Annotated in this window: 21 protein-coding genes and 2 tRNA genes; 15 read left to right on the forward strand and 8 right to left on the reverse strand. The window is 67.5% G+C overall.

Going from position 1 to position 24450, the window contains the following annotated elements:
* Position 1: 1 nt before the first annotated feature.
* The 7 genes from CCR79_RS02155 to CCR79_RS02185 all read right to left on the reverse strand — a co-directional run bounded on the left by CCR79_RS02155 (position 2) and on the right by CCR79_RS02185 (position 5095).
* Complete coding sequence (locus CCR79_RS02155; RefSeq protein ID WP_207190274.1) at positions 2-1123, reverse strand: metallophosphoesterase family protein; 1122 nt, start codon at positions 1121-1123, stop codon at positions 2-4.
* Positions 1124-1600: 477 nt separating this feature from the next.
* On the reverse strand, positions 1601-1822 hold the full coding sequence (locus CCR79_RS02160; RefSeq protein WP_201168230.1) for a hypothetical protein: 222 nt from the start codon (positions 1820-1822) through the stop codon (positions 1601-1603).
* A gap of 71 nt (positions 1823-1893) precedes the next feature.
* On the reverse strand, positions 1894-2199 hold the full coding sequence (locus CCR79_RS02165) for an STAS domain-containing protein (RefSeq protein WP_201168232.1): 306 nt from the start codon (positions 2197-2199) through the stop codon (positions 1894-1896).
* Between the two features lie 187 nt (positions 2200-2386).
* Entirely contained in the window at positions 2387-3337 is a 951-nt protein-coding gene (locus CCR79_RS02170; RefSeq protein WP_201168234.1) for an HD domain-containing protein, read from the reverse strand.
* Positions 3334-3606 carry a hypothetical protein gene (locus CCR79_RS02175; RefSeq protein ID WP_207190275.1) on the reverse strand — a complete coding sequence of 91 codons (273 nt, stop codon included), beginning with the start codon at positions 3604-3606 and terminating at the stop codon, positions 3334-3336. The genes CCR79_RS02170 and CCR79_RS02175 overlap by 4 nt, the downstream gene beginning before the upstream one ends.
* A complete protein-coding gene (locus CCR79_RS02180; RefSeq protein WP_201168238.1) occupies positions 3606-4862 on the reverse strand; it encodes a site-specific integrase in 1257 nt (418 codons plus the stop codon). Before CCR79_RS02180 ends, CCR79_RS02175 begins: the two co-directional genes overlap by 1 nt.
* Positions 4850-5095 carry a hypothetical protein gene (locus CCR79_RS02185; protein WP_201168240.1) on the reverse strand — a complete coding sequence of 82 codons (246 nt, stop codon included), beginning with the start codon at positions 5093-5095 and terminating at the stop codon, positions 4850-4852. The genes CCR79_RS02180 and CCR79_RS02185 overlap by 13 nt, the downstream gene beginning before the upstream one ends.
* 98 nt (positions 5096-5193) lie before the next feature.
* On the opposite strand from CCR79_RS02185, the gene CCR79_RS02190 reads away from it, so the two are divergent.
* The 15 genes from CCR79_RS02190 to CCR79_RS02260 all read left to right on the forward strand — a co-directional run bounded on the left by CCR79_RS02190 (position 5194) and on the right by CCR79_RS02260 (position 14939).
* The gene (locus CCR79_RS02190; RefSeq protein ID WP_201168241.1) at positions 5194-5451 is read left to right on the forward strand and encodes a helix-turn-helix domain-containing protein; all 258 of its coding nucleotides are present in this window, start codon (positions 5194-5196) and stop codon (positions 5449-5451) included.
* Positions 5452-5705: 254 nt separating this feature from the next.
* Positions 5706-5782: transfer RNA gene (locus tag CCR79_RS02195), tRNA-Val, on the forward strand.
* Between the two features lie 111 nt (positions 5783-5893).
* Positions 5894-7816: a threonine--tRNA ligase gene (gene thrS, locus CCR79_RS02200; RefSeq protein WP_201168242.1), complete on the forward strand. Its 1923-nt coding sequence runs from the start codon at positions 5894-5896 to the stop codon at positions 7814-7816.
* A 54-nt stretch (positions 7817-7870) separates the two neighbouring features.
* A complete protein-coding gene (gene infC, locus CCR79_RS02205) occupies positions 7871-8368 on the forward strand; it encodes a translation initiation factor IF-3 (RefSeq protein ID WP_201168453.1) in 498 nt (165 codons plus the stop codon).
* Positions 8369-8447: 79 nt separating this feature from the next.
* Positions 8448-8642, forward strand: a complete 195-nt coding sequence (gene rpmI / locus CCR79_RS02210) for a 50S ribosomal protein L35 (protein ID WP_201168244.1) — start codon at positions 8448-8450, stop codon at positions 8640-8642.
* A gap of 18 nt (positions 8643-8660) precedes the next feature.
* On the forward strand, positions 8661-9020 hold the full coding sequence (gene rplT, locus CCR79_RS02215; protein ID WP_011813241.1) for a 50S ribosomal protein L20: 360 nt from the start codon (positions 8661-8663) through the stop codon (positions 9018-9020).
* Positions 9021-9037: 17 nt separating this feature from the next.
* Positions 9038-10069 (forward strand): phenylalanine--tRNA ligase subunit alpha, encoded by a 1032-nt coding sequence (pheS, locus tag CCR79_RS02220; protein ID WP_201168246.1) that lies wholly within the window; start codon positions 9038-9040, stop codon positions 10067-10069.
* Between the two features lie 3 nt (positions 10070-10072).
* A complete protein-coding gene (gene pheT, locus CCR79_RS02225; protein WP_201168248.1) occupies positions 10073-12451 on the forward strand; it encodes a phenylalanine--tRNA ligase subunit beta in 2379 nt (792 codons plus the stop codon).
* Between the two features lies 1 nt (position 12452).
* Positions 12453-12758, forward strand: a complete 306-nt coding sequence (gene ihfA / locus CCR79_RS02230; protein WP_011813244.1) for an integration host factor subunit alpha — start codon at positions 12453-12455, stop codon at positions 12756-12758.
* Positions 12733-13095, forward strand: a complete 363-nt coding sequence (locus CCR79_RS02235) for a MerR family transcriptional regulator (RefSeq protein ID WP_201168250.1) — start codon at positions 12733-12735, stop codon at positions 13093-13095. Before ihfA ends, CCR79_RS02235 begins: the two co-directional genes overlap by 26 nt.
* 46 nt (positions 13096-13141) lie before the next feature.
* A tRNA-Pro gene (locus CCR79_RS02240) sits at positions 13142-13218 on the forward strand.
* 91 nt (positions 13219-13309) lie between these two features.
* Positions 13310-13729, forward strand: coding sequence for a hypothetical protein (locus tag CCR79_RS02245; RefSeq protein ID WP_201168253.1), 420 nt, complete (start codon positions 13310-13312; stop codon positions 13727-13729).
* A gap of 97 nt (positions 13730-13826) precedes the next feature.
* Positions 13827-14333, forward strand: a complete 507-nt coding sequence (locus CCR79_RS02250; protein WP_201168255.1) for an outer membrane beta-barrel protein — start codon at positions 13827-13829, stop codon at positions 14331-14333.
* Between the two features lie 4 nt (positions 14334-14337).
* Positions 14338-14640: a hypothetical protein gene (locus CCR79_RS02255; RefSeq protein ID WP_201168258.1), complete on the forward strand. Its 303-nt coding sequence runs from the start codon at positions 14338-14340 to the stop codon at positions 14638-14640.
* Positions 14637-14939 carry a hypothetical protein gene (locus CCR79_RS02260; RefSeq protein WP_201168260.1) on the forward strand — a complete coding sequence of 101 codons (303 nt, stop codon included), beginning with the start codon at positions 14637-14639 and terminating at the stop codon, positions 14937-14939. The genes CCR79_RS02255 and CCR79_RS02260 overlap by 4 nt, the downstream gene beginning before the upstream one ends.
* On the opposite strand, the gene CCR79_RS02265 is transcribed toward CCR79_RS02260, so the two are convergent.
* Positions 14933-24448 carry an LPD23 domain-containing protein gene (locus CCR79_RS02265; RefSeq protein WP_201168262.1) on the reverse strand — a complete coding sequence of 3172 codons (9516 nt, stop codon included), beginning with the start codon at positions 24446-24448 and terminating at the stop codon, positions 14933-14935. The two genes, CCR79_RS02260 and CCR79_RS02265, sit on opposite strands and share 7 nt — an antisense overlap.
* Positions 24449-24450 lie beyond the last annotated feature (2 nt).

The following is a 24450-nucleotide window of genomic DNA, read 5'->3' on the forward strand; positions in this document are numbered from 1 at the left end:
CTCAGCCTCCCCCTTGGCGGCGGTAGGCGGCCAGGAGCATCTCCAGGGCCGTGGCATCCGCGGGCTCGCCGGCCTCGGCCCCCTGCCGCAGGCGCTCCGCGGCGGTGGCGACGAAGCCGGCGCCGTCCAGGGCGGCGAGATCGGCCTCCGAGGCGCGAGTGGTCAGCTCGGTATCGTCCACGCGCAGGTGCCGCAGACGCCCCCGCCAGGCGGCGAGAAGCTCGTCGAGGTCGGCCTTGTCGGCCAGGGTCAGGGCGCCGCGAAGGGTCAGGTCCACGACCTGGTCGGTGGTGGGCTCGCCCAGGCTGGCCAAGCGATCGCCCAAGGCGACCACGTCGTCGGCCTCGTGCAGCGGCTGGCTCAGGCGGTGCCAGCGGTAGCGGGTGGTGGCCCGGGTCTCCACCGCGGGGGAGCCGCCGTCGCCGGGCAGGGTCACGAGCAGGGCGCTACTGGGATGGCTGCTGGTGAAGCGGTCGGTCTCCGGTGTACCGGCGTACCAGGTGCGCTCGTCCACTTGCAGGGTGCCGTGCCAATCGCCCAGGGCGAGGTAGGCCAGGTTGGCTGTGGCGGCGCGATCCGGGGCGATGGGATTGGCCGCCTCCGCCTCGGCGGGCAGGAAGCCGGTGACGCTGCCGTGGGCCAGGCCCACCGGCGTATAGCCAGCGGGGATCTCGGCCGCGTCGAGCCAGGCGGTCACATCGGCGGGCTCGTGGCGCCGCTGCAAGGGGGCCGGCAGGACGGCCAGGCCGGCCTCCTCCAGCAGGATGGGAGCGGGTTCGGTGGCGAGGTAGACGTGCTCCGGCACCGCGCCGAGCCGGCGGGCCCGATCCCAGACACTCTCGGCCACGGCGGCGTCGTGGTTGCCGGGCAGCAGGATCCAGGGCCCCGGGAAGGCACGGAGCCGCTCGAAGACCTGCCGGATGGTGCGGTCCGAGACGGACTGGGCATCGAAGACGTCTCCGGCCACCAGGACGGCATCCACCTCCTCCGTGCGGGCCAGCTCCGCCAGGGTGGTCACGGTCTCCAGGCGCTGGTTGCGCAAGGCGGCGCCGTCGTCGCCGGGGATCGGGCCGAAGCCCTTGCCGATCTGCCAGTCGGCGGTGTGGAGGAGATAGATGGTCATGACGCTCCTGCGTCGGTCACTCTGTAGGCCAGTCGTGGCCGATCCGCTCAGCCGATCAGCACGCGCGCCTACAAGCCGTCCGGGCACGTTGAAGTTATCTTACCAACGAGATGACCGGGCCAGCAGCCTGCTGGTGACTCCCCACAAGTTGTGTGGACGTGATTAGAGGGGGGTCGCTTCTCGCCGAGCGCTGCTGCCCGGAACCTTTGGTAGACCCGGGCGATATCATCGATGAGTTGGAGTCCGCGCCAGATGGTTTGGGCACCCGGCTCGCGCTTGTGGCGTAGACTCAATCTCTAAGCGCAACACCGGCCCCGGAAATCCTCGCTCGCCGGCAGGCCATCTACGCGGAAGCTAAGGCCCGTAACCCAGGCCGCTGGGGTGAGCGCCCGACCCGTAACTGGCGGCCGATTGGAGCCGTGTGGCTAAACCCGGAGCGCTCACCCGACGACGCCATCACTGAGGAGTCGTCGTGAATCACGTTCGAAGCGACATCAAGCTTGACAAACACCGCACCGGCGTCATGTCCAAATAGCGCATGCCCGCCTCGTAGGCGAAGGCGCGCACCTTCGCCCGCGTCACCGCCGGCTCGCTGGCGGTCTGCTCCAGCATCCCCTCGATGGCCGCCGGGACGCCGCCGCTGTCCTGCACCACGGCCCGGAGGAAGGCGGCCTGGACGCGGGGCGGCTCGAAGCGCACCGGGTTCGGGGATGGCCAGAGGTGCCAGGCGCCCTCGCCTCGCCGGTAGAGATAACCAACGGCGGGTCGAGTCAGTCCTCGACCTGGAAGAGACGCAGGAAGTTGGTACGTTCCAGTATCTGGGACGCCCCGTGGCAGCAGTGGCGGATGACCACCTCGCCGCCCCGCTCGATAGCGAACTCGTTCAGCAGGAGCAGCATCCCGAGCGCCGAGCTGTCCAGGTACTCCGTCTCGTGCAGATCGACCACGAAGCGCCGCACACCCTCGGCCCCCTCGTATGCCGCCCGGAAGGCCTCATGCACGCTGAAATCGAAGTAAGAAGGCACCCTCAGCACGAGGCTCTCGCCGCCTTCCTCATAGCTCGCGCGGACCGGCATCCCTTATCCCTGGCGCTAAGCGCGTGGTTCCCTCCCAACGCTATAACCTTAAAGCTACCAAGGGACTGATCGCTTCGTCATCCCCTACGAACCCAGGTATTGAGACGGCGCTCGCCCGCACCCCCGTGGGCCATCCGGCGCCGGGCGCGGTACTTGCGCTGGCGCTATCTGCTGGACTTCGCCACCGTCAGCCCTCCCCCAGACGAGCATCCTCCGGCGCTGGTCGGTAGAAGATCCGGGCGGGCCCGCCCGCCCCCGGCCGAAGCACCCCGATCTGGCGCCACGCCGGGCTCTCCTCGAAGGCACGGCGACGGGCATCCAGCCCGGCGCTATAGCGATCTAGCTCGACGATCAGCTTCGCCTCGGGAACGCGGCTGCCGTCGACGCTGCCGTCGATGACGCTGAAGACAAAGTGCAGCATCTGCCACGCCTGGAGGTCCTCCTCGCGCAGTCGGCAAAGCTCCCTCTCCAGCAGCGGCTTGTTCATCAGGGCGTGCTCCCGCGGCCAGTAGGGCGTGCGGCCGAGCACATCCGGAGCCACCTTCCCCAGGTCGTGGAGCAGCGCGCCGAGCAGCACGCACTGCCGAGTCAAGTCGTCGCAGTCTTGGATGATCAGCCGGAGCTTCTCCACCAGCTCCAGGGAGTGCCGGAGCAGACCGCCCGGCTCGGTGTGGTGGCAGTCCCGGCTCGCCGCGCGCCTGACGAACGCCCGCGCCCGCCTAGGCTCGGCGAAGACCCGGTCCAGGAATCGCCACAGGGCCGGACGCTCGACCTCACTGCGCATCACGCAGTACAGCCGGCAGAGCAGCCCAGGCTCCGGGCAGAGGCGGTGGGGCAGCAGCTGGAGCGTCGAGTACGTCTCGATCGGCTCGAGCGCCTCCACGCGGTTGTACCACCCGCCGTGGGCGGCCTGGGCGCGGGTCACCGTGACCCGCACCACATCCCGCTTCTGGGGCGGCCTGGATGTCGTACCCCCACCCGTCGGCGCCCGGTATAGGACCTCGATCCGCCCCGAGCAGTCCTCCAGGTCGATCGCATGCAGGCCGGGGAGCGCGACCCGGGGCACCACCCAGGCGACGCGGTACTTGCCCGTCCAGGTGACGTAGGGCCCGGTGGGCGCACTGAGGACCAGGGTCACGTCACCGACTCCACCCGGCGCTGCAGCCGGTCCACGAGCAGCCGGAACAGGGCCTCCGCGACGGCCCGGTCCTCCAGGTCGAGCTGCCGGAGCAGCCAGTCCTCAACGGCGGCCTGCAGCGGCTGCCCCGGTCGCGCCTCTACGACTTCCCGCAAGCGCTCCGCATCCTCGCCGGCGAAAGTGTCGAGCAGGATCTGCGCCATCTGCTCGATCACCTCCGGCACCACATAGGCCTCGTACCCCGGGGCCTGGAGCTGAGTCATCCGCATCAGGCCTCCTCCTCATCGTCGTCGCCCAGGACCATGCCGGCCGTCTCGGCCGGCCCCAGCTCCGCGGCGAGCAGCCGCTCGATCGCCGAGCCGTCGCGCCGGGTCAGGTTCGGCACGTAGCGCGAGTACACGGTGAAGAGCATCTTCGTGTCGCTATGCCCCATCTGCCGGGCGATCCACTCCGGCGACTCGCCCGAGGCGAGCCAGAGCGTGGCGGCGGTATGCCGGGTCTGGTACGGCCGGCGCCGGCGCAGGCCCACCGCCTCGAGGGTGGGATACCAGACGCGGTTGGAGAGGTTGTTGTACTGGATCGGCCCGCCCTTGGGGGACTGGAAGACGAAGGCCCGCTCGTCACCGCCGGTGCGCTCGTACTGCTTGCGCAGGGCGGCCTCGACCTGGCTGCTCATGTCGATGTAGCGCTCCGAGGCCGTCGTCTTGGTGGACTCGGCGTGCCGCCCCTTCACCAGGGTCTCGCGGACATGGATCTGCTTGCGCTCCAAGTCGACGTAGCGCCAACGCAGGCCGTCGATCTCCGAGGTCCGCAGACCGGTGAAGAAGCGCACCAGGAAGTACTCCCGGTAGGTGGCGTCGACCGTCTCGAGGAAGCGCTTCACCTCCTCGAGCGACAGCGGATCGATCTCGGTCCGCCCCTGGCGCAACGGCTTGATCGCCTCAGCAGGATTGGTAACTTCGTAACGGTCGGCGGCTTCCGCAAGGATCTGTCGCAAGAGCGCCATGACCTGGTTCACGCGACTCGGCGACAGGGCCCTCCTCTGGCTATCGCTTGGTGCTTTGGCGAGCTTGGCGCGATAGTCGAGGAGCTCTCCCTTCGTGAAGTCGCCGACCCTCTTCTGCCCGAAGGCCGGCAGCAGGTGCTTGTTGAGGATGTCCCGGACCTTGTCCTGATAGGACGGCTTCCAGGTCACCTCATACTGGTGCAGCCACTCCTCAACGAAGGTCGAGAAGGTCGGCGTCTCCTCTCCAGCCTCAGCAGTCCGCCCGGCGGTGACGGCCTGCACCGAGGAAGCACTCTCCTGCGACGCCGCCGCGAACTTGTTGGCTCGGGGGCTGCTCGGGAAGTACGCCGCGTAGTCGAACGTCCCTAGCTCGATCTCCGCCTCGATCTTGCGCAGGACCTGCTCCATGCGCTTGCGGTTGGCGCGGGTATCCTTGAGCCGGGTGTACTCGCGACACCGCACCCCCTTGTACCTGAAGTCGAAGAACAGGTAGCCCTTGCGCTCTCTCACGCTAGCCATGGCAAATCCCCCCCAGACACCATCGGAATCCCCTGCTGTGCGACCTGGCTCGGGCCCAGCATCAGCTCCTCGATCGGCTCCCACAGGTACACCACGCGACGCCCGTTGAAGGGGCGGATGTAGTGAACCCCCTCAATGAACTCGCGATCCCTCAGGACCTCGTTGATGTAGCGCGCGCAGTAGGGGATGCGCTCGGATAGCTGCCTTGCCGAGAGGTAGGTATACTGCTGCATCGTCTTAGCCCTCGTTTGTGCCTACAGGGAACACCTTACTACGCCTTTGGTGCCTGTCAAGCACTAAAGAGTCATACAAGCACACCGGGAGAGGGACTGTGATCAGGTTCCGACTGCGGGAAAGGATCTCGGACCGAGAGTTCGAGCTAGGGCGCCGGATAACCTTGAGCGAGATCGCCACAAAGACAGGGATCAATAGGACCGTGCTGTCCAAGATGTCTGGCCCACGGGGCTACAACACCACGACCGATGTCCTGGAGCGGCTATGCCGCTACTTCGGCTGCCAGGTGGGAGACCTTGTGGAGTACGTGCCGGACGACCCGGAGGCCTCGGAAGAGGACGAGGGCCCTTCTTAAGGTGGTGCTCACAGTTTCAGTCGCCCTAGCCGGCCGGCCTAAGGCCCAGGGCTCAGCTCGGGCCCATTTTGGGCCCCAGATGGGCCCAACCCCACTAAAAGAAAGGTTTTTGGGGGCTACGTGACCTAGACCGCCCCCTTTGCCCCTATGCCTACGCAGTGCTCAGGGCAACAAAAGGATCCTTTAAGTTCAGATAGTTGCACGATCTGTTGACATGCGTCCGGGAGCCTGTAGAATGCCCAAGCGTAGTCAACAGGCGCGTAGCTCAGCTGGTTAGAGCGCCACCTTGACATGGTGGAGGTCGGTGGTTCGAGTCCACTCGCGCCTACCAGATACGCTGCACTGCGCCCGGTCGCGACCCCTGACTGCAGGGATATCGCGCCGGGCGCAGTCATTCATGCACGTGGCCCCTCGTATCGGTCACCACTGTGGAGGCTCAGCCATGCCCGCCATCACCCTCCCCGACGGCTCCGTCAAGCAGTTCGATCACCCGGTCACCACCCGCGAGATCGCCGAGTCCATCGGCCGCAAGCTGGCCAAGGACGCCATCGTCGGCCGTGTCGACGGTGAACTGGTCGATCTCGACCGCCCCATCGAGCACGATGCGCGCGTGGAGATCGTCACCGCCAACGACCCGGACGGGCTCGACGTGATCCGCCACTCCACCGCCCACCTGATGGCCCAGGCGGTGAAGCAGATCCACCCCGAGATGCAGGTGACCATCGGGCCGACGGTGGACAACGGCTTCTACTACGACTTCGCCGGTGAGCACTCCCTCTCGGAAGACGAGCTGGAAGCGATCGAACAGCGCATGAGCGAGCTGGCTGAGGCCGACCAGCCCGTGGAGCGCGAGGTCTGGGACCGGGCGGCTGCCCGGCAGTTTTTCCTTGAGCAGGGCGAGACGTACAAGGCCCAGATCATCGACGACCTGCCCGAGAGCGAGACCATCACGGTCTATCGCCAGGGCGATTTCGCCGATCTGTGCCGCGGCCCCCATGTGCCGAGCACCGGCCGGCTGAAGGCGTTCAAGCTGACCAAGGTGGCCGGCGCCTACTGGCGCGGCGACCAGAACAACGAGATGCTCCAGCGCGTTTACGGCACCGCCTGGCCGGACCGCAAGCAGCTCAAGGCCTACCTGGACCGCCTGGCCGAGGCCGAGCGGCGCGACCACCGGCGGCTGGGCCGGACCCAGGATCTCTTCCACGTCCAAGAGGAGTCGCCGGGGATGGTGTTCTGGCACCCGCGCGGCTGGCGCCTCTACTTGGAGGTCCAAGAGTACATCCGCCAGCTGATGCGCGAGAACGGCTACCAGGAGATCCACACCCCGATGCTGGTGGACCGCAGCCTGTGGGAGCGCTCCGGCCACTGGGCGATGTTCGCCGACAACATGTTCGTCACCGAGTCCGAATCGCGGCACTACGCGGTCAAGCCGATGAACTGCCCGTGCCACGTGGAGGTCTTCAAGCAGGGCCTGAAGAGCTACCGGGACCTGCCGCTGCGCCTGGCGGAGTTCGGCTCCTGCCACCGCAACGAGCCCTCGGGCACGCTGCACGGGCTCATGCGGGTACGCGGCTTCGTCCAGGACGATGCCCACATCTTCTGCACCGAGAACCAGATCCAGGAGGAGGTCCGCACCTTCATCGATCTGGTCTACCGCGCCTACCGGGACTTCGGTTTCGACGATGTGCTCATCGCCCTCTCCACCCGCCCGGACGAGCGGGTCGGCGACGATGCGCTCTGGGACAAGGCCGAGTCGGCGCTGGCCACGGCGCTGGAAACGCACGGGCTCGACTATACCCTGCAGCCCGGCGAAGGGGCCTTCTACGGGCCGAAGATCGAGTTCTCGCTGCGCGACTGCCTGGAGCGCGTCTGGCAACTGGGCACCATCCAGGTGGACTTCTCCATGCCGGGCCGGCTGGGGGCACAGTTCGTCGATGACGACGGCGAGCGGCGTACGCCGGTGATGCTCCACCGGGCCATCCTCGGCTCCCTGGAGCGGTTCATCGGCATCCTCATCGAGCACTACGGGGGCGCCCTACCCACCTGGCTGGCTCCAGTCCAGGCGGTGGTGCTCAACATCACCGACCGCCAGGGCGATTACGCCCGCGATGTGGAGAGACGGCTGCTCGAAGCCGGTTTCCGCGCCGAGGCCGACTTGAGGAACGAGAAGATCGGCTATAAAATCCGCGAGCATACGTTGCAGAAGGTTCCCTACATGCTGGTTCTTGGGGACCGGGAGCTGGAAAGCGGTACGGTGGCCGTCCGCCACCGCGACGGCACCGACCTCGGCTCCATGGAACTGGAAGAGCTCGTATCGCGGCTTGGTAACGATATCGCGGGTCACGGGCGCGAACAGGAGGATTAGAGGATCGCAACGAGACCGAAACGCGGGCGTGGCGGCGGCGGCGACAACCGCCGGATCAACGAGCAGATCACGGTACCGCAGGTGCGGTTGATCGGTTCGGACGGCGAACAGGTCGGCGTGCTGCCCACCGAAGACGCCCTTGCGCAAGCCGAAAACGAGGGACTCGATCTTGTGGAAATCGATGGCAACGCGGACCCGCCGGTCTGCCGTGCCATGGACTACGGCAAGTTCAAGTTCGAGCAGAGTAAGAAGCAGCAGGCGGCGCGCAAGAAGCAAAAGCAGATTCAGGTCAAGGAGGTCAAGTTCCGTCCGGGCACGGACGAGGGCGACTTCCAGGTCAAGCTTCGCAACCTGCGCCGGTTCCTCGAGGAAGGCGACAAGGCGAAGGTGACGATCCGCTTCCGCGGCCGGGAGATGGCGCACCAAGAGCTCGGCAAGCGCCTGCTGGACCGGCTCGAGGAAGAGCTCAGCGATGTCGGTACCGTGGACCAGCGGCCGCGAATGGAAGGGCGGCTGATGGTCATGATGATGAGCCCGCGCAAGGGCAAGTAAGGTGTCGAACCACGCTGCGGGCGCGTACCGCTAGTCAGGCGGCGCGCTCGCTTCTTTTTGTGATGAGGGGGAGGCAGTCATGCCCAAGCTCAAGACCAACCGTGGCGCAGCGAAGCGCTTCAAGGTGAAGGCCTCCGGCCGGATCACCCGCGCGCGCTCCAACCACAGCCACATCCTGACCAAGAAGGACCCGAAGCGGAAGCGCCGTCTGCGCGAGCTGACTGAGGTCCACGCGAGCGATGCGCCGATGGTCCGGCGCATGGTCGCCAAGTAAACACGGGAGCGTTCTTCCATGTCACGAGTCAAGCGGGGCGTCACCAACCGCGCCAAGCACAAGAAGGTTCTCAAGGCTGCCAAGGGCTACTACGGCATGCGGGGCAGCGCCTTCCGCATCGCCCGCCAGCAGGTGATCAAGTCCGGGCAGTACGCGTACGCCCACCGCCGCCTGCGCAAGCGCGAGTTCCGCAGCCTGTGGATCCAGCGCATCAATGCGGCAGCGCGTCAGCACGGCCTGTCCTACAGCCGCCTGATGAACGGCCTGCAGCAGGCCGGCATCGAGGTCGACCGCAAGCAGCTGGCTGACCTGGCCGTCCACGAGCCGCAGTCCTTCGCGGCGCTGGCCGAGCGTGCCCAGGGCGCCCTCAGCAACTGAGGGCGGCTCGCCAGGGCATGGGTGCCGACTACCAGGACGAACTCAACGCGCTGACCCGGGAGGCAGAGGACGCCGTAGACGGCGCCTCTGACCTGGCGGGTCTGGATCAGGTTCGGGTCGCCTATCTCGGCAAGAAAGGCAGGCTGACCGCCCTGCTCAAGGGTCTCGGTCAACTGCCCGCTGAGCAGCGGCCCGAGGCCGGTGCGGCCATCAATGCCGCCAAGGAGCGCGTCAGTCAGCGTATCGAGGCCCGGCGCGCCGAACTTGAGCGAGCCGCTCTCGAGCAGCGTCTGGCCGCCGAGCGGATCGATGTCACCCTACCCGGCCGCGGCACCGAGCGCGGCGGCTTCCATCCGGTCACCCGCACCCTCGAGCGTATCTCCGCGATCTTCGCCGGTGCCGGTTTCCACGCCGCCGACGGGCCGGAGGTCGAGGACGACCGGCACAACTTCGAGGCGCTGAACATCCCCGCTCACCATCCGGCGCGGGCGATGCATGACACGTTCTACTTCGACGCCACACGGCTGCTGCGCACGCACACCTCCCCGGTGCAGATTCGCGTGATGGAGCGCGACGGCGTGCCCATCCGCGTCGTAGCCCCGGGACGGGTCTACCGCTGCGACTCCGATCTCACCCACACCCCGATGTTCCACCAGGTCGAGGGGCTGCTGGTCGATCGCGATGTCAGCCTGGCGGATCTCAAGGGCGTCCTCCACGAGTTCCTCAACGCCTTCTTCGAGCGCCCGGTCGCCGTGCGCTTTCGGCCATCGTACTTCCCGTTCACCGAACCCTCGGCCGAGGTCGACGTCGAGTGCGTGATCTGCGGCGGCGATGGCTGCCGGGTGTGCAAGCACTCCGGCTGGCTGGAGGTGCTCGGCTGCGGCATGGTTCATCCGGCGGTCTTCGAGCACGCCGGCATCGACGCCGAGCAGTGGACCGGGTACGCCTTCGGCATGGGCGTCGAGCGCCTGGCCATGCTCCGCTACGGCGTGGACGATCTGCGCCTGTTCTTCGACAACGATCTGCGCTTCCTCGGGCAATTCCGGTGAACCATGCGTGTAAGTGAGCAGTGGCTGCGCGAGTGGGTGAACCCGTCGCTCTCGACCGAGGCGCTGGCCGAGGCACTGACCATGGCCGGCCTCGAGGTGGATGCCATCGAGCCCGCCGCCCCGGCCTTCACTGGTGTGGTGGTCGGCTCGATCGTCGACTGCCGGCCCCACCCCGAGGCCGACCGCCTCCAAGTCTGCGACGTGGACGCCGGCGGCGAGCGCCTGGAGGTCGTCTGCGGTGCCCCGAACGCGCGCCCCGGCCTGAGCGCGCCGCTGGCGCGTGCCGGCGCGGAGCTCCCGGGCGGCCTGCAGGTCCAGGCCGCCGAGGTGCGCGGCGTAGCCTCGGCGGGCATGCTCTGCTCGGCCAGCGAGTTGGGCCTGAGCGACGAGGCCGACGGGCTGCTGGAGCTGCCCGAGAGCCTCGCCCCCGGGAGCGATCTGCGCCAGGCCCTGGCGCTGGATGACACCGTCCTCGAGATCGACCTCACACCGAACCGCGCGGATTGCCTGGGCATGATCGGTATCGCGCGGGACGTGGCGGCACGCACCGGGGCCGAGATGCACACCGCCGAGCCGCAGGCCGTGCCGGCGGCCTGCGACGAGCAACTGCCGATCACCCTGGAGGCCGAGGCGGACTGCCCGCGCTACACCGGCCGGGTGATCCGCGATGTCGATCCGCAGGCGCCCACACCGATCTGGATGCGCGAGCGTCTGCGCCGCGCCGGGATCCGGAGCGTCTCGGCGCTGGTGGATATCACCAACTACGTCATGCTCGAGTACGGTCAGCCGTTGCACGCCTTCGACCTCGACCGCCTGAGCCCGCCGGTGACCGCCCGTCGCGCGCGCGCCGGCGAGACGCTGACGCTGCTCGGCGGCGAGCAGGTGGAGCTCGACGAAGGCGTGCTTGTCATCGCCGATGCTTCCGGCCCCGTGGCCTTCGCCGGCGTGATGGGTGGCGAGCCCACCGCCGTGGGCGACGCGACCACAGGCATCTTCCTCGAAGCAGCCCATTTCCATCCGGCCACCATCGCCGGTCGGGCCCGACGCTACGGCCTGCATACGGACTCCTCCCACCGGTTCGAGCGCGGCGTGGACTTCGAGACGCCCCGTGCCGCCAGCGAGCGCGCCACGCAGCTGGTGCTGAGCATCTGTGGCGGCCGCCCAGGGCCGATCAACGAGGTCGTGGCCGCCGACGCCCTGCCCCGCCGCGCGCCCATCGAACTGCGCCGCGAGCGCCTTGAAGGCCTGCTCGGCTGGTCCATCGAAGAGCAACAGGTCAGCGGCATGCTCCAGCGCCTGGGCACGCGCCCGGAATCCACTGAGGCTGGCTGGCGCGTCCAGCCGCCGAGCTGGCGCTTCGACATGGAGCGCGAGGTGGACCTCATTGAGGAGGTGGCCCGCCTCTACGGCTTCGACAACGTCCCCGAACGCCCCCTGCGCGCGCCGCTGCACGTAGCCGCGGCCCCAGAGCAGCAGCTCGACGACCGGCCCCTGCGCACGACGCTGGTCGAGCGTGGCTACTTCGAGGCCATTAATTACGCCTTCGTCGATCCGCAGCTCCAGCAGCGCCTCGATCCCGAGGCCGAGGGGCTGCCGCTGGCCAACCCGCTGTCGGCAGAGCTGGCGGTGATGCGCACCTCGCTCTGGCCCGGCCTGCTGATGGCTGCGCAGCGCAATCAGCACCGCCAACACGAACGGGTCCGGCTGTTCGAGTGCGGGCGCACCTTCCGCGGCCACCTCGACGACCTGGCCCAGACACCGATGCTCGCCGGCGTGGCCGCCGGCCCCCGTTACGCCGAGCAGTGGGATGCACCGCGGCGGTCGGTGGATTTCTTCGACGTCAAGGCGGACCTCGAGGCACTGATCGCCCAGACCGGCGAGCCCGCCTCGTTCACCTTCGAGCCGGCACAGCACGTGGCCCTGCATCCGGGTCAGTGCGCGCGGATCCTGCGTGACGACAGCCCGGTCGGCTGGCTCGGGACCCTGCACCCGGAGCACGCCGACGCCTTGGAGCTCCACGGCGCCCCCGTGCTCTTCGAGATCACGCTTGAGGCGCTCAGCCGCGCCGCGCTGCCGCGTTTCCAGCCCATCTCGCGGTATCCGTCGATCCGGCGTGACCTGGCGGTACTCGTCGACGATAACGTGCCTGCCGGGGCGTTGCTTCGCACCGCCCGCGATGCGGCCGGGACGTACGCCGTCGGCAGCCGACTGTTCGACGTCTACCGGGGCAAAGGGGTCCCTGAAGGCCAGAAAAGCGTTGCCATGGGCTTGATTTTACAGGATTATTCGCGCACGCTTACGGATCGCGACGTCGATGACGTCATGGCGGGGGTGGTTTCCCGCCTGCAGCAACAGTTCGGAGCGAGCCTGAGAGGGGAGTAAGATGTCGCTGACCAAGGCGGATATGGCCGAGCGGCTCTTCGAAGAGGTCGGCCTGAACAAGCGGGAGGCCAAGGAGCTGGTCGAACTCTTCTTCGAGGAGATCCGCACCGCCCTCGAAAACGGCGAGCCGGTCAAGCTCTCGAGCTTCGGCAACTTCGAGCTGCGCGACAAGAACGAGCGGCCTGGCCGCAACCCCAAGACCGGGGAAGAGATCCCCATTTCCGCCCGGCGCGTGGTGACCTTCCGCCCCGGCCAGAAGCTCAAGAGCCGCGTCGAGAGCTATGCCGGAACCCGAGAAGAGCAGTGATGGCGAACTGCCGCCGATCCCGTCGAAGCGGTACTTCACCATCGGCGAGGTTAGCCAGCTGTGTGCGGTCAAGCCCCACGTCCTGCGCTACTGGGAGCAGGAGTTTCCCCAGCTGAGACCGGTCAAGCGCCGCGGTAACCGGCGCTACTACCAGCGTCACGATGTCATACTGATCCGCCGCATCCGCGCCCTGCTCTACGAGGAGGGTTTCACCATCGGCGGTGCCCGCCAAAAGCTCGAGAGCGGCGAAGAGCGCGAGGACGTGGCCCAGAGCCAGCAGATCATCCGGCAGATGCGCATCGAGCTCGAGGGCGTGCTCAACATCCTCAAGCGCTGATCCCTTGTGCGACGCGGTCTCGATCCGTATACTTTGCGGCCTAAGTCGGGGCGTGGCGCAGTCTGGTAGCGCACCTGCATGGGGTGCAGGGGGTCGCAGGTTCAAATCCTGCCGCCCCGACCATATATTCAAGCACTTACCGGACCCGCGACCAGGGCGGGTCAAAACTGGGACAAAACCGGGACAAAACGGCCGGACGTCAGGGAAGACGCCTATGATTGACGAAACCTACCTGCTCAACCTCCTGCGCGAGCTTCGGGTCACCGGAGGGTATCAGGGCATGGGCTCAACGGATCTGGCTGACAGGCTGGGCGCTTTTGAGTACGAGCCGGAAGACGGAGAAGAAGAGCCCCACAAGTTCCGATACCACATAGAATCCGCTCTTCAGGCAGGCCTCATAACGACCGGGGATGGAAGCACGAACTGGGGGCTGAAGGTCGGAGCGGACGGTCATTGGCAAGTGGCTAACAAAACGCTCTGGCTTTCTCCCCACGGCGACCATGCTCTTCGGCAGCTTGAAACGCCACAAGGGATGCAGGCTTTTCGTGACGGTGTTGCGAAGGGCGGGGCAGCCGCTGGGTCCGAAGCTATCCGTCAAGCTGTGTCTTACATGGCGCGCGTCGTAACCGGATAACTGAAGCGAAGGGAGTTGGTCGCTCCCGCGGCCCGTTTCCATGGCGCGCCAGCCTATGTAAAGGTGATGGCTCTAGCCTTTGCAGAAGGACCTGCCGATGAAGAGACTTCTCGCCCTCGCGCCCATTGCCCTGGTTTCCATGTCGGCGCACGCAGGGCATGGGATGTTTTCCCTACAGTACTCCGCGCTCTCCTATACGGACGAATGGTCCGGCCAGGAGCTGAACCCCGACGCGGCAGTGGTTCGAGCAGGGCACCTGCCTACCGAGCACGTCGGGATCGAAGGCCGGCTCGGGATCGGACTCAGAGACGAGACAGTCGGCGCCGCCGAGGTAGGGCTTTCCCATCTTCTCGGGGTCTACGGGCAGGCGCGCGCGCCCTTTGATCCCGTCACACCGTACTTCGTGGCCGGGCTTACGAGAGCCCAGGCCGAGTTTTCGGATCCAGGCGGGTCAATGACGGAGGCGGACTCCGGCTTCTCTTTCGGGGTAGGAGTCGATATCGTCCCAGACGATCTCGGCCTCAACCTTGAGTACATGCAGTACCTGGACGAAACTGGGTACGAGTTCGAGGCCTTTTCCGCCGGGCTGGTCGTCATATGGTGAGCGGATGAGCGATCTCTGGTTCGCGGCATCTATCATTACCCTGGTGATCGCCCTCGGCGTCATCTCAACCCTGGGCTATGACCGCGTCGCGGCGTGGGCCGAGCGCCCGAACACCTGGGCGAAGCGGGCCGGGCGAGGCCTCGTTTCCGCCGGGTACAGTGTCGCGGCCGTGGCCGTCATCACTGCATCGGTCGCCGGCGCCATCCACCTCCAGACCGAAAGCCAGGAGCAGGACGACATCCAGGAGATCAAGGATTTCCTCGACGAGGAGCCGACGCCCATACCGCTTGAGGCCGTCCCATCGTGAACGAGAACAGCGGCGAACTGGCTGATATCACCCGGGCGCTGCCGTACATCATCGCCGCCCCGTTTCTTTGGGGCGCGGCCATGTCGGCCTGGTTGTGGGTGATCCGTCTCGGCGGAGAGTATCTGCCGGGATTCCTGCAGTGGGCGTGGGCGATCGTAGCGGTGGCCGGCATGCTCGCCATTGCCGTGATGCCGATCTTCTTGGTGCCAGCGCGGCACGACCCCAGGGGAACGATTGGCGGCGTCCTGTTTGTCGCCTGCCCCCTGCTGGTCGTGCCGGTGGCCCTCTCCTTCTACTGAGGTCGGAGCAGACCCTGCCTCATCATGCGAAGGCGGCGCTCGCCCTCGCCCATGGGCTCGTCGCCACGCTCGTGCTCCCAGTCCTGGCGCATCTCCTGCAACGGGTCATCTTCCGGCATGAGGCCGGCCTGCTGCGCAGCCTCCCGGAACCGCTCGTCGGTTTGCCGGATGCGCTGGTAGGCCTCCGGGCCGACCCGGCCCTCCACCCAGCGCAGGAAGTCCCGGCGCTCGGCGTCAGAAGGTGATTCGATGACCCGGGCCGGCTGATACGCCCGGACCGAGGCCTGGATGGCGCGCATCGTGCGGTCGAAGTCGTTGCGCGTCTCCGCCTGCTCCAGGCGCTCTACCGCGATCTCCCGCGCCGCCTCGGCGTTGCCGAGCAGGAGCTCCTTGTTGATCCGGCGCGTGATCGGCGTCATCTCGGAGTGAGCAATCCGATCCGGGGCTCTGCGTCGGCGCTCGATGTTGGCCTCGTCGGCGTACCGGCGGACCATCTTGCGCACGTACGAGCGATCCCGCTGCACGGATTCCCACTCGGCCTGGCGCCAGTCGGTGACCTGGTTAAGCGCGATGAGCGCGGCCCGGTTGCCCGTGCGGTACTGAGAGCTAACCCCTTCCAGGAAGTCGTGCGCATCCCGCCAGTCGAGATATCCGCCCTGCTCGAAGAACCGCATGCCCATATCCACGGTCTCAGTGACCGGGGACAGGCCGGGCGGGTCCAGCGGGCTCTTCACGCGCTGGCGATCAGCCACGTCGTGGAAGAACTGCGCGTAGTTGCCGAAGAAGCCCAGGCTGCCCACGGCCATGTTGGAGTGCCAGAAGCGCCAGGCGCCCAGCACCGCGGCCTCGGCCCACTCGCCGCTGGCGAGCTGCTTCTCGATTTCCTCCCACTCCGGCCCTGGGTCCTGGTAACCGAACGCGCCCTCTCGGATCATCGCGAGGATCGACCCGCCAACAGCGCCTACCATGAAGAACCGGATCAGCGGCGTGATCGTGCGGACCCGCTTCTGGTGCATCTCGCCACCGATCTCGACGTCGACGATCTCACCGCCTTGGAACAGGCTATCGATCGCCGGCTTGAGGTGGTGGCGCCAGAACATCCGGGAGAGCTGGGTGCCGAACTTCTGGTACTTGAACAGGAAGCGCCCGGCCGGCGTGTCCGTGAACACGGGCACCTGGTTGACCCGGTACGACCCCTGCGTCAGGTTCACGCCCTTGCGCAGGAACCGGTCGGTCTCCGGCCCCTCCCCGTTCTCCTCGAGCAGGCGCCGGTAGTCGAACCCTTCGCGCTGGAAGAACGCGATATGGCGCAGGCTGCGCTTGCTGCTCGGGTTTCTGTTCCACAGCGCCAACGACTGGTCCAGGAATGCCTTGGCCGTGAGCATCGCGTGACTGCGGATGAACACCTCTGCCGGCGTGTACCCGCCGAGCTTGAGCATGGTGGAGGTGAACTTCGATAGCCGCTCGGGCACGCCCTGCTGCTGAGCGTCATGGAGCACGGTCAGAAAGTCATGGACAAGGATCCCCTTCTGCGTGCCCATGTCCAGCGTCTGCCCGAAGCGCGACACCTCGTGGGCGAGGGCCTTGATGCCCGGCCAGGCCCCGTAGAGCTGGAAGTTCAGCCCAGAGCCGCCGATCAGGTTGAGCACCGCCGTCGCCGGGTTGCCGAGCATCGCACCCGTGGCGAAGGTGTTGGTCACGCCCATGAACTGGGTCAGCATCGACGTGTCGATGTTGTTGTAGACCCGCTGCTGGACCTGATCGATATACCCCTGCGTGTGGTGGTCCGTGGTCAGCTTCTTGGCCTTGTCGAAGATATCGCCCTCGGGGTCGACCTCGGCCTGGCCGAAGAACTCCACCTGGCTGATCCGGTCCGCCCAGCGGTCCTTGTAGATCATCGCCGCGTCCCAGGAGTAGTCGTAGAACCACTCGGGCAACGGCTCCTTGCGGGCTTTCTCGATGCCGGCGAAGTAGTCCGAGCCCCGCTCCCGGGCGAAGTGGTTGTTGATGTAGCGCTCGGCCTCGCGCGGGTGCTGGATGTAGCCTGCCGCGAGCAGCTCTTCCTGGATGCGCGCCCAGGTCTCCGGCTGCCCCTTCGGGTGCATGAGCGCCTGCTGAACCTCCTTCTTGAGGACACGGGGGAAGAAGTCGCGGGCCTGGCCGATATCGCGCCACCCGCCCTTTCTCGGCAGATCCGGGTGCGAGTGCAGGAGCTCCGACTGGGGGTTCTGCCGGCGCACCAGCTCAGCCCACTTGGCCGGCTGCTGCTTCCGCGGCACGCCGCGCAGCTGCCGCTCGCCCGCTGGGCCAACCCGCTCGCGCACGGCGTTCCAGTCGATCATGTTGTCGTCCCAGACCTTCACGCCGACCTCGCGGTTCTGGTCGCCGGTCAGTCGCGCCACCTTCTCCCAAGCGTGAATCAGCCCGCGCACTGCCTCCGGCCCCTCCTCGCGGATCTGCCGGGCCTCTTCCTTGCGGCCGTTCTCCTTCGCTGCCTGGTAGCGCTCGAAGAGGCGGAACGTCTCCCGGTACGCGCGGCGGTTCAGGCGGCTCGGGACCTGCTGCATGGCCGGGCGGATGATCGAGTTCACCTCGCCGAGCCGGCGGCGGCTGGCATCGAAGTAGCCGTCGATCGCATCCGCCAGGTGGCGCAGCTGGGGCTGCCGGCGGAGCACGTCCGCAGCTCCTTCCCAGAACCCCCGGAGCCGGGCCAGCTCCGCGTACCGGTTTTCGATCGCCGGCATGTCGTCGAACTGAGGCTCCGCCGGGTCGGTCGTCTGGCCGCGGCCAATCTGCCTGCGCTCAGGCATGGCGTACCGGATCACGCTCATCCGGGACGGCTGACGCGGGGCCATGTCCATGCCGCCCTGCTCCACCGCCTGCCGGGCCCGCTGCAGGATCTCCGCCAACTCTGAGTCGGTCAGGTTGACCCGCATACCGGCGCGACGAGCCCAGTTGCGGACAGCCTGGATGAAGCGGCGGACGATGCCCTGGCGCTCGCCCAGGCGATCGCCCATCTCGGCCATCCGGGCTAGCTTTTCCTCGGCGACGAGGTGCCGGTGCTCCCGGTTGTCTGGGTTGAAGTCACCCTGCGGGAAGTAGGTGTCGATGACATCCTGCAGCCCGGTGCGGCCGTACGACGCCCAGACCTGGTTGAGCAGCGGGTTCAGCTCCTGGCCGAGCATGCGCCGTAAGCCATAGTGACCGATGCTCTCGTGCAGCAGCGTCCTCTCGAGGTCCTGGATCGTCCGGTGGCGACTGGCGACCAGGTAGACCTCGCCCTGGTGGTAGACGCCTCGAACATCCGCAAGCGCTCCCTCCTCGAACGCCTGCCGGGCGACTGCGGCCGGAAGGTCCAGACCCGTCTCCACCACGCGGATGGCCGGGGCGTCCGCCCAGTTGGCCGTCACCTGGTCGACGTGCGCCTGGCCCTCGCTTGCGCTCATCTGCGACGGGGATTCCGCCAGGTGCGCCGGGGCGCGGTGCTCAGTGCCGCGGAACACCACGATGGCATCGGCGTCACCGACGTCCTGGGTCTGCTCCGGCGCAGTCTCGGCCCGCTCGTCTGCGCTCATATGCTGGCGATGCTGGACGTTGCGGGCCTCCACCTCACCGTAAAGGGCTCGGTACAGGCGCTCGGCCTCGCTCCGGCTCACGCCTTGCTCCAGGCGCTTGCGCTCCTGGTCGAGCAGGTTGGCGCGCTGCAGCCGCTTAGTGTCCTGCCGAGACAGCCGGCGCCGGGCGTTGCGCGCCCGGTTCTTGATCTCGTTGCGGCTGTACTGCTCCAGGATGGAGCGCACATCGGGGCCAGCTTCCCTTTGCATCTGGCCAGCCAGGAACGCGCCCACGTCCTGAGCCCATTGCAGGCGGCCACGCTTCGGCGGCTCGCCCGCATGGTCGTGCGCGGCGGACTTGTTCTCCTGGTAGACCTCGCTGCGGAGAACCTGGCGCGGCTGCTTCACGTTGCGCAGATCCGAGATGGTCTCGGCCTGCGTCCAGACGCCCATCTCATGGATCGCGCTGGCATGCTCGCGCAGGGCTTGGTACGCGCCGGTGTCAGCCATCTCACGGCCGATCTGCCGGCTGATCTGGCGAGGTGCTTGGTCCGAGTTGCCACCCTCTGCAAAGCCTTCTCGCACCTGGATGGCGTGCTGGACTTCGTGCAGGATCGTTGAGAGAATGCGGCGCTCGATCCCCTGCTGCCCGGCCACTTCCCCGGATTCAAGCTGAGCGCGCAGGCGGCTCAGCTCGAGGTCACGGAACCGACGCTGATGTTTGATGGCGTCTTCGACGGTTGCATACGGCGACCCATAGGGGTTGTCGACCTGCTTCGACAGCTCGAAGTTCTCGCGACCCTCGGCCTCCACGTCTTGGTTTTCCAGCTTCTCAATCCGTTCACGCAGAAACTTGAACGCATCGCCGTCCTCGGCGTAGCTGTCGATCTTCCGGCGGAGGTCGTCCGAAAGGCTGATCATGTCCACTGCCGGCGAGTACGAGCTGTCCCTGGAGCGCGAGGTCGCCACATCCATGTCCGCCAGACCGGGGTAGGCCGCGAACAGCTGCGGATGATCCAGCAGGTCGCCCAGACGTGCCTGCCGCTGCCAGCCGCCCTCGAACCTTTCCAGCGCCTCCAGGTTCACGCTCGCCTGGCTGTCATCGATCTCGAACCGCCACCGCTCATCCGGGCCACGGTGCCAGCCGGTCTCCCGGCGCACGGTCTCGGCATTCTCCCCGGCCTCGAGGCGGCGCACCGCGTCGGCGAGACTGTGATGATCGGCCGTCTCGGCGCGCTCGCCGCCAAAGGCGTGGCGCGACCCCTCTGTCTGGGCCGATCTAAAAACCTCTTCATCAACAACAACATCGTTGTCGGCGATTACCGACGCGCCATCATCAAGCGCCGCTTGTAAGTCGAAAGTGTCGGCGTGCTCTGGATCGATTTGCAGCCTATCCCTGGGCACCTCCACCTCAAAGACCACACCCTCGGCGTCTGGGTCGTTTGCATCCGCGAACTCTTGTGCCACATCACGCCTCGGCGTCAATGAGACGCCGCGAACCCCCATGTATGGTCCGCCCGACTTAATATCCCCGGAAGCGCGAATGGCGTCCGCCCCCTCTTGGTCTGTACCGTGATACAGGGTTACTAGATCCTCCCCTTGGCCGGAGACTATCGGATCGCCACGTCCCTCTCTCGTTTCTAACGAGTGCCGCGGAGCTTCCGCGCGCTCTGCCGGGGTTGTCGTGTCCCCCGATTCCAGCCACGCCTTGAAGTCGTCCAGGGAGAGCTCGCGGATCCCGCCCAGGCCCTGCCAGCCGTCCTCGTAGTTGGCCAGATACCCGTCGCGCGCGGCCTGCTCGTCCGGGTATCCGAGCATGACCTTGTGCTCATCGAACGCGCCGCTCTCGGGGTCAACCTGGTCGACCACGAACACCGGGAGGTCAGGGTCGTGCGCCTGCTCGCCCAGGAATACATCGACGTGGTCACCGTCGGCACCCTCGCTTCGCCGGATATAGCCGTAGTGGTCAGCCATCGTGGTTTCCCACGAGGTGCCGTCCGGCGCCGTTCCGCTGCGCGTCGAGCCCCTGGGGTTCTCGATGCTGATATCAAGGCCGTGCAGGGACAGTCGGCCCTTGCGGTAGTTGCCCGCCTCGGCCTGGGCCTCGGTCGGGTCGGTGTCAGTCTCCGCCGCCGCCTGATCGATGCGGCCCTGGGCTTTCCCAGCTTCTGTGCGTGATGGATCCGCGTCGGTGTCGTGACGCACGATGTCCTGATCGATGACGACCACTTCCTCGCCGGTCGGCGTGATAGCGGCATCGTAGCCAGCCTCTCTTAGCTCTCGAGCGATAACGCTATCGCTGCCGGCAAGCGCGTCGTCGGATTTCACGATCAGGGGGCTTGACGGGGTGATGCGGTACGGAGCCGCTTCTGTCCTCCCCATGGTCTCAGCGTACTCGCGGCTTGCGCTAAAGTAGGCCGGCTGTTCGTCATTGGCCGTAGGGACAACCCCTTCTTGCGACGCCATTCCGCTGTGGTAGTAAATCTGACGGCCTAATGCGTCCGCGAGGGCCTGGTAGTCCGCGTCCGGAATTTTGAGGCGGATTTGCTCTGTCCAGCCGCCCTCATCCTCCATCGCCTCGATAGCATCGAGGTTATTGTTTTCGTACTCGAAGTACGCCTCCTCGTTGAAAACGACGGAGCCATCATCTCTCTGCGTGAAGAAGCGGGAATCGTCTCCACGGTCGGGCCGGGTCGCGGGGCCCGTCGTGCGCTCTCGGGCGAACATGGGACGGCCAGCATCCGCGCCCGAGCCTGCACCTTCGACAAACTCGGGGCGACGAACTTCTTGCTGCAGGCCTGACTGCTCGGCAAAACCTCGCCCGCCCTCGTAAACCGCCAGGACACCCTGGTCGGACCGCATCACAACGGCGTTGGAGTCACTAATCTGCGGAGCGATTTCCGACAGCAGTTCGTGGGCAATGCCTGCCTGGCGGCGCCGATCATCCGGATCAAGCTGCTCATCCAGTCGGACGACGGTCACAGCCCCGTCATCTGCGTAGTTCTGGCGCTGAACCTTTTGCGGCCTCACGCCCTCGCCTCTGAGGAGACGCCCCAGCGGCGCGGTGTAGCGGCCTCGCTTATCCGCGCTGATCGTTCTTTGCGGATCAGCGGCTGGTTGAGCGGCCTCGGTCTCCGGGGCTTCGCCCCTATCTGCTGTGCGCCCCTCTCGGGCAACCCCCGGCCGGCCGGCAACGTCCTCGACGTCCATCTGCGCCTGGCTGCCGTCGAACAGGCCGCCCGGCCCTTCACCCGGGTCTACGGCGTCGCGATCTCGCCCGGCCAGGCGGTCATCCACGGTGCGCTCGGCGTCCGCGCGCTGCTGCGCCTGCTGATCCACGGGGCCAAGCAGGTCCTCCTGGCCGGCCTCCGCCTCCTCCGTGGTGGGCTCAGCCACCGGGTCGACACCTGGCTCCGGCGCCACATCATCCCCGAGCTCGCGCCGGATCTCGGCGACCAGTTCCGGGTCCGTCTGCCAGTTTGCCCAGCGCTCACGCTCTTGCTGCAGCTGCTCGATGCGCTGGTTCACGGCCTCGGGGTCGCTGACGTCGACACCCTCGGATCGCGCCACATCCGGGCGCCGGGCGGCACCGCGGATGGCGGAGAGGCGCCGGCCGATCTCCGACTGCCGGCGAGAGGCCACCCGGGACATATCGCGAGCCCGCTCCATGGCGGACTCGTCGAGGCCGAACATGTCGCCCTGCTGGGGGTCGGCGCGCTCACCCATGGACTGGACGGCGCGTATGGTGTTGGCCGCCTGCTGGATGCTTCGGCCATCACGGAGCTCGGCCAGGCCGAGCGCCTGGAGGGAGTCGTCGCCGGGGGCGGCGTTGGCGATCTGCGCAGCCGCCTCGTCGGTTACTTGGTCGGCCGCGTGCGCTTCAGCCAGTACGTCGCTACCTCGCTCGGCGATCTCGAACCCGCGGCGCCCTTTTGCCCGCGCTGTGAGGCCTTCTTGGTCCGCTTGCTCGCGCGGGATGTTGTGCGACCGGAAGAATTGGACATAGTCCTTCACCTCGCCCTGTCCGTCTCGGATGTTGAGGATAGCATCGAGCGCCCGGGCGTCCTCCGCCGTGAAGCCCTCATCCTCGCGGTGGATCTGCGCAGGGATGGTCTCCTCGCCCGAGCGCCGGGCCAGGTCCAGGCGATGCCGGCCGGTGACCACCTCCTGAGAGCCGTCGCTGCGCTCCCAGATCTGGATCGGCGCAACGCCCCGCCGGTCGAACTCGCCGCCGAGGGGATCCACGACGCCGGTGTCTTCATCGGCGCCCGCCTTGAACTGCGGCACCTCGTCGGAAAGGCGCAGCCGCTCGACGGGAACCTCCTGGACCGGCAGGCCGTCGGTGACGCCCTGGTCGGCCGGGGCCGTTTCCTGGGCGGGGCCTTCCTCTACGCCAGGCGCATCGACGTCCGCGGCCTCCACAGGGGCGGCCGCCGGGTCTGCTACATCGGGGGCACCCATAGCCTCCGGCTCTCCCGGGGCCTCAGCTGCCGGGGCCTCGGCAGGCATTGCCGCATCCGGGCGGCGCAGCACCCAGCCGTCTGCGGCCTGGGCCGGCTCGTAACCCTCGAGGCGGCGGCCGCGGGCGGCCAGGCGGGCGGCGGTCTCCGTCGGGTAGGCCGTGCCGTCAGTGCGGCGCACCTCGTCGCCTTCAGCTGGATCCGCGGGCATGGACTCCGGCTGCGCCTCCGGGTCGGCCAGGTGCTCCCGGGTCATCCGGTCGACCTCAATGTCCGGGGCGCTCTCCGCCTCCGGGGTCTGCGCGGCGATGCCTTCCGGCTGCTCGGCCTCAATGCGCTGCCCGGCTTGGTCCGGGGTCGGGTCGGTCGCCTGCGTGACCTCCATGAGATCGAGGATGGTATCGGCGGCCTCGTCCGGGCCGAGCTTAGACAGGCCGTCCCGAGCGCGCTGCAGCTCCGGGTCAGACTCGACCACGCTGTCGAGCTCACGCTCGAAGTCGGTCGGGTCGCCCTCCCAGAGGCCGCGGCCACGCTCCACTGCAGCACGGCCCGCCTGGGTGATCCCCGCCGAGCCCGCACCAATGCCGGCCCGGTAGAGCACGTCGTCGAACAGCTCCTGCTGCTCGTCGTAGCTCATCTGGCCCCAGTTCTGGACCAGCGCGCCCGCGCCCTCGACCCCGGCCTCATTGGCCATGGAGCTGACAATCTGGCCGCCCGCGCGGTCGAACAGCTTGCGGCGCGCCTCCTGCGGCATGCTCCTGAGTAGGAAGCCAATGTTCGCCACCTGGACCGCGCCGCCGCCGAGGCCAAACTGCCGGGCCACCGACTGCGCCTCCTCGTCGTCGAGGCCATGGGCCTTGGCGCGCTCGAACGCCTCATCTGCGCCGGCAGCGGCAGCCGTGGGCACGGTGGCGCCGTACTGGCCGCCCGTGGTCGCCCAGCGCTGCCCACGCTGACCGGCGCCGGCAACCCGGGAGAGACCGCGAGCAGCCGCGCCGCCCCCGCCGCCGAGCGGGAGGAACATCGCCATGGAGCCGACGCCGCGGCCCAGGTCTGTGGCGGGGTCCGCCTCGTACATCGGGTCGATGTCGATATCCTCGGCCCGGTCGATCAGGGCCTGGCCGGTTTCCGCCAGGCGCCCCTCGCCAAGATCCTCGGGCGATGAAATGGCCCGGTCTGCGCCGCGCAGGGCGCCGCCGGCAGCGCCAAGGAGGCCCTGCGGGACGCCTTGCCCGAAAGCCTTGGCGCGGCCCGCGGCCGTGCGCTCGGGGGCTTCATCCCCGCGAGCGAACGACGCGATCTCTTCGTCCTCGAAGGCATCGGGCTGAGAGGCGGGAACAGACGGGGTCTGCTGCTCACCCTCCTGGGCGAAACCCAGAATCTCATGGTCGATGTCGTCCAGGCGCTGCTCGCCGCCCTCCTGGGGAGCCCCTTCTGCAGAGGCCTGGTCGCCCTCGGCCGCAAAGTCGAGGATCTCGCGGTCCAGCTCGTCCATCG

Source organism: Halorhodospira halophila, from assembly GCF_016653405.1.
Taxonomy (GTDB): Bacteria; Pseudomonadota; Gammaproteobacteria; order Nitrococcales; family Halorhodospiraceae; genus Halorhodospira; species Halorhodospira halophila_A.

Coding starts and splice junctions, on each gene's coding strand:
- CCR79_RS02155 (WP_207190274.1), bottom strand. CDS start 1,123: ATGACCATCTATCTCCTCCACACCGCCGACTGGCAGATCGGCAAGGGC.
- CCR79_RS02165 (WP_201168232.1), bottom strand. CDS start 2,199: ATGCCGGTCCGCGCGAGCTATGAGGAAGGCGGCGAGAGCCTCGTGCTG.
- CCR79_RS02175 (WP_207190275.1), bottom strand. CDS start 3,606: ATGCGGATGACTCAGCTCCAGGCCCCGGGGTACGAGGCCTATGTGGTG.
- CCR79_RS02180 (WP_201168238.1), bottom strand. CDS start 4,862: ATGGCTAGCGTGAGAGAGCGCAAGGGCTACCTGTTCTTCGACTTCAGG.
- CCR79_RS02185 (WP_201168240.1), bottom strand. CDS start 5,095: ATGCAGCAGTATACCTACCTCTCGGCAAGGCAGCTATCCGAGCGCATC.
- thrS (WP_201168242.1), top strand. CDS start 5,894: ATGCCCGCCATCACCCTCCCCGACGGCTCCGTCAAGCAGTTCGATCAC.
- rpmI (WP_201168244.1), top strand. CDS start 8,448: ATGCCCAAGCTCAAGACCAACCGTGGCGCAGCGAAGCGCTTCAAGGTG.
- rplT (WP_011813241.1), top strand. CDS start 8,661: ATGTCACGAGTCAAGCGGGGCGTCACCAACCGCGCCAAGCACAAGAAG.
- pheS (WP_201168246.1), top strand. CDS start 9,038: ATGGGTGCCGACTACCAGGACGAACTCAACGCGCTGACCCGGGAGGCA.
- pheT (WP_201168248.1), top strand. CDS start 10,073: ATGCGTGTAAGTGAGCAGTGGCTGCGCGAGTGGGTGAACCCGTCGCTC.
- ihfA (WP_011813244.1), top strand. CDS start 12,453: ATGTCGCTGACCAAGGCGGATATGGCCGAGCGGCTCTTCGAAGAGGTC.
- CCR79_RS02235 (WP_201168250.1), top strand. CDS start 12,733: ATGCCGGAACCCGAGAAGAGCAGTGATGGCGAACTGCCGCCGATCCCG.
- CCR79_RS02245 (WP_201168253.1), top strand. CDS start 13,310: ATGATTGACGAAACCTACCTGCTCAACCTCCTGCGCGAGCTTCGGGTC.
- CCR79_RS02250 (WP_201168255.1), top strand. CDS start 13,827: ATGAAGAGACTTCTCGCCCTCGCGCCCATTGCCCTGGTTTCCATGTCG.
- CCR79_RS02255 (WP_201168258.1), top strand. CDS start 14,338: ATGAGCGATCTCTGGTTCGCGGCATCTATCATTACCCTGGTGATCGCC.
- CCR79_RS02265 (WP_201168262.1), bottom strand. CDS start 24,448: ATGGACGAGCTGGACCGCGAGATCCTCGACTTTGCGGCCGAGGGCGAC.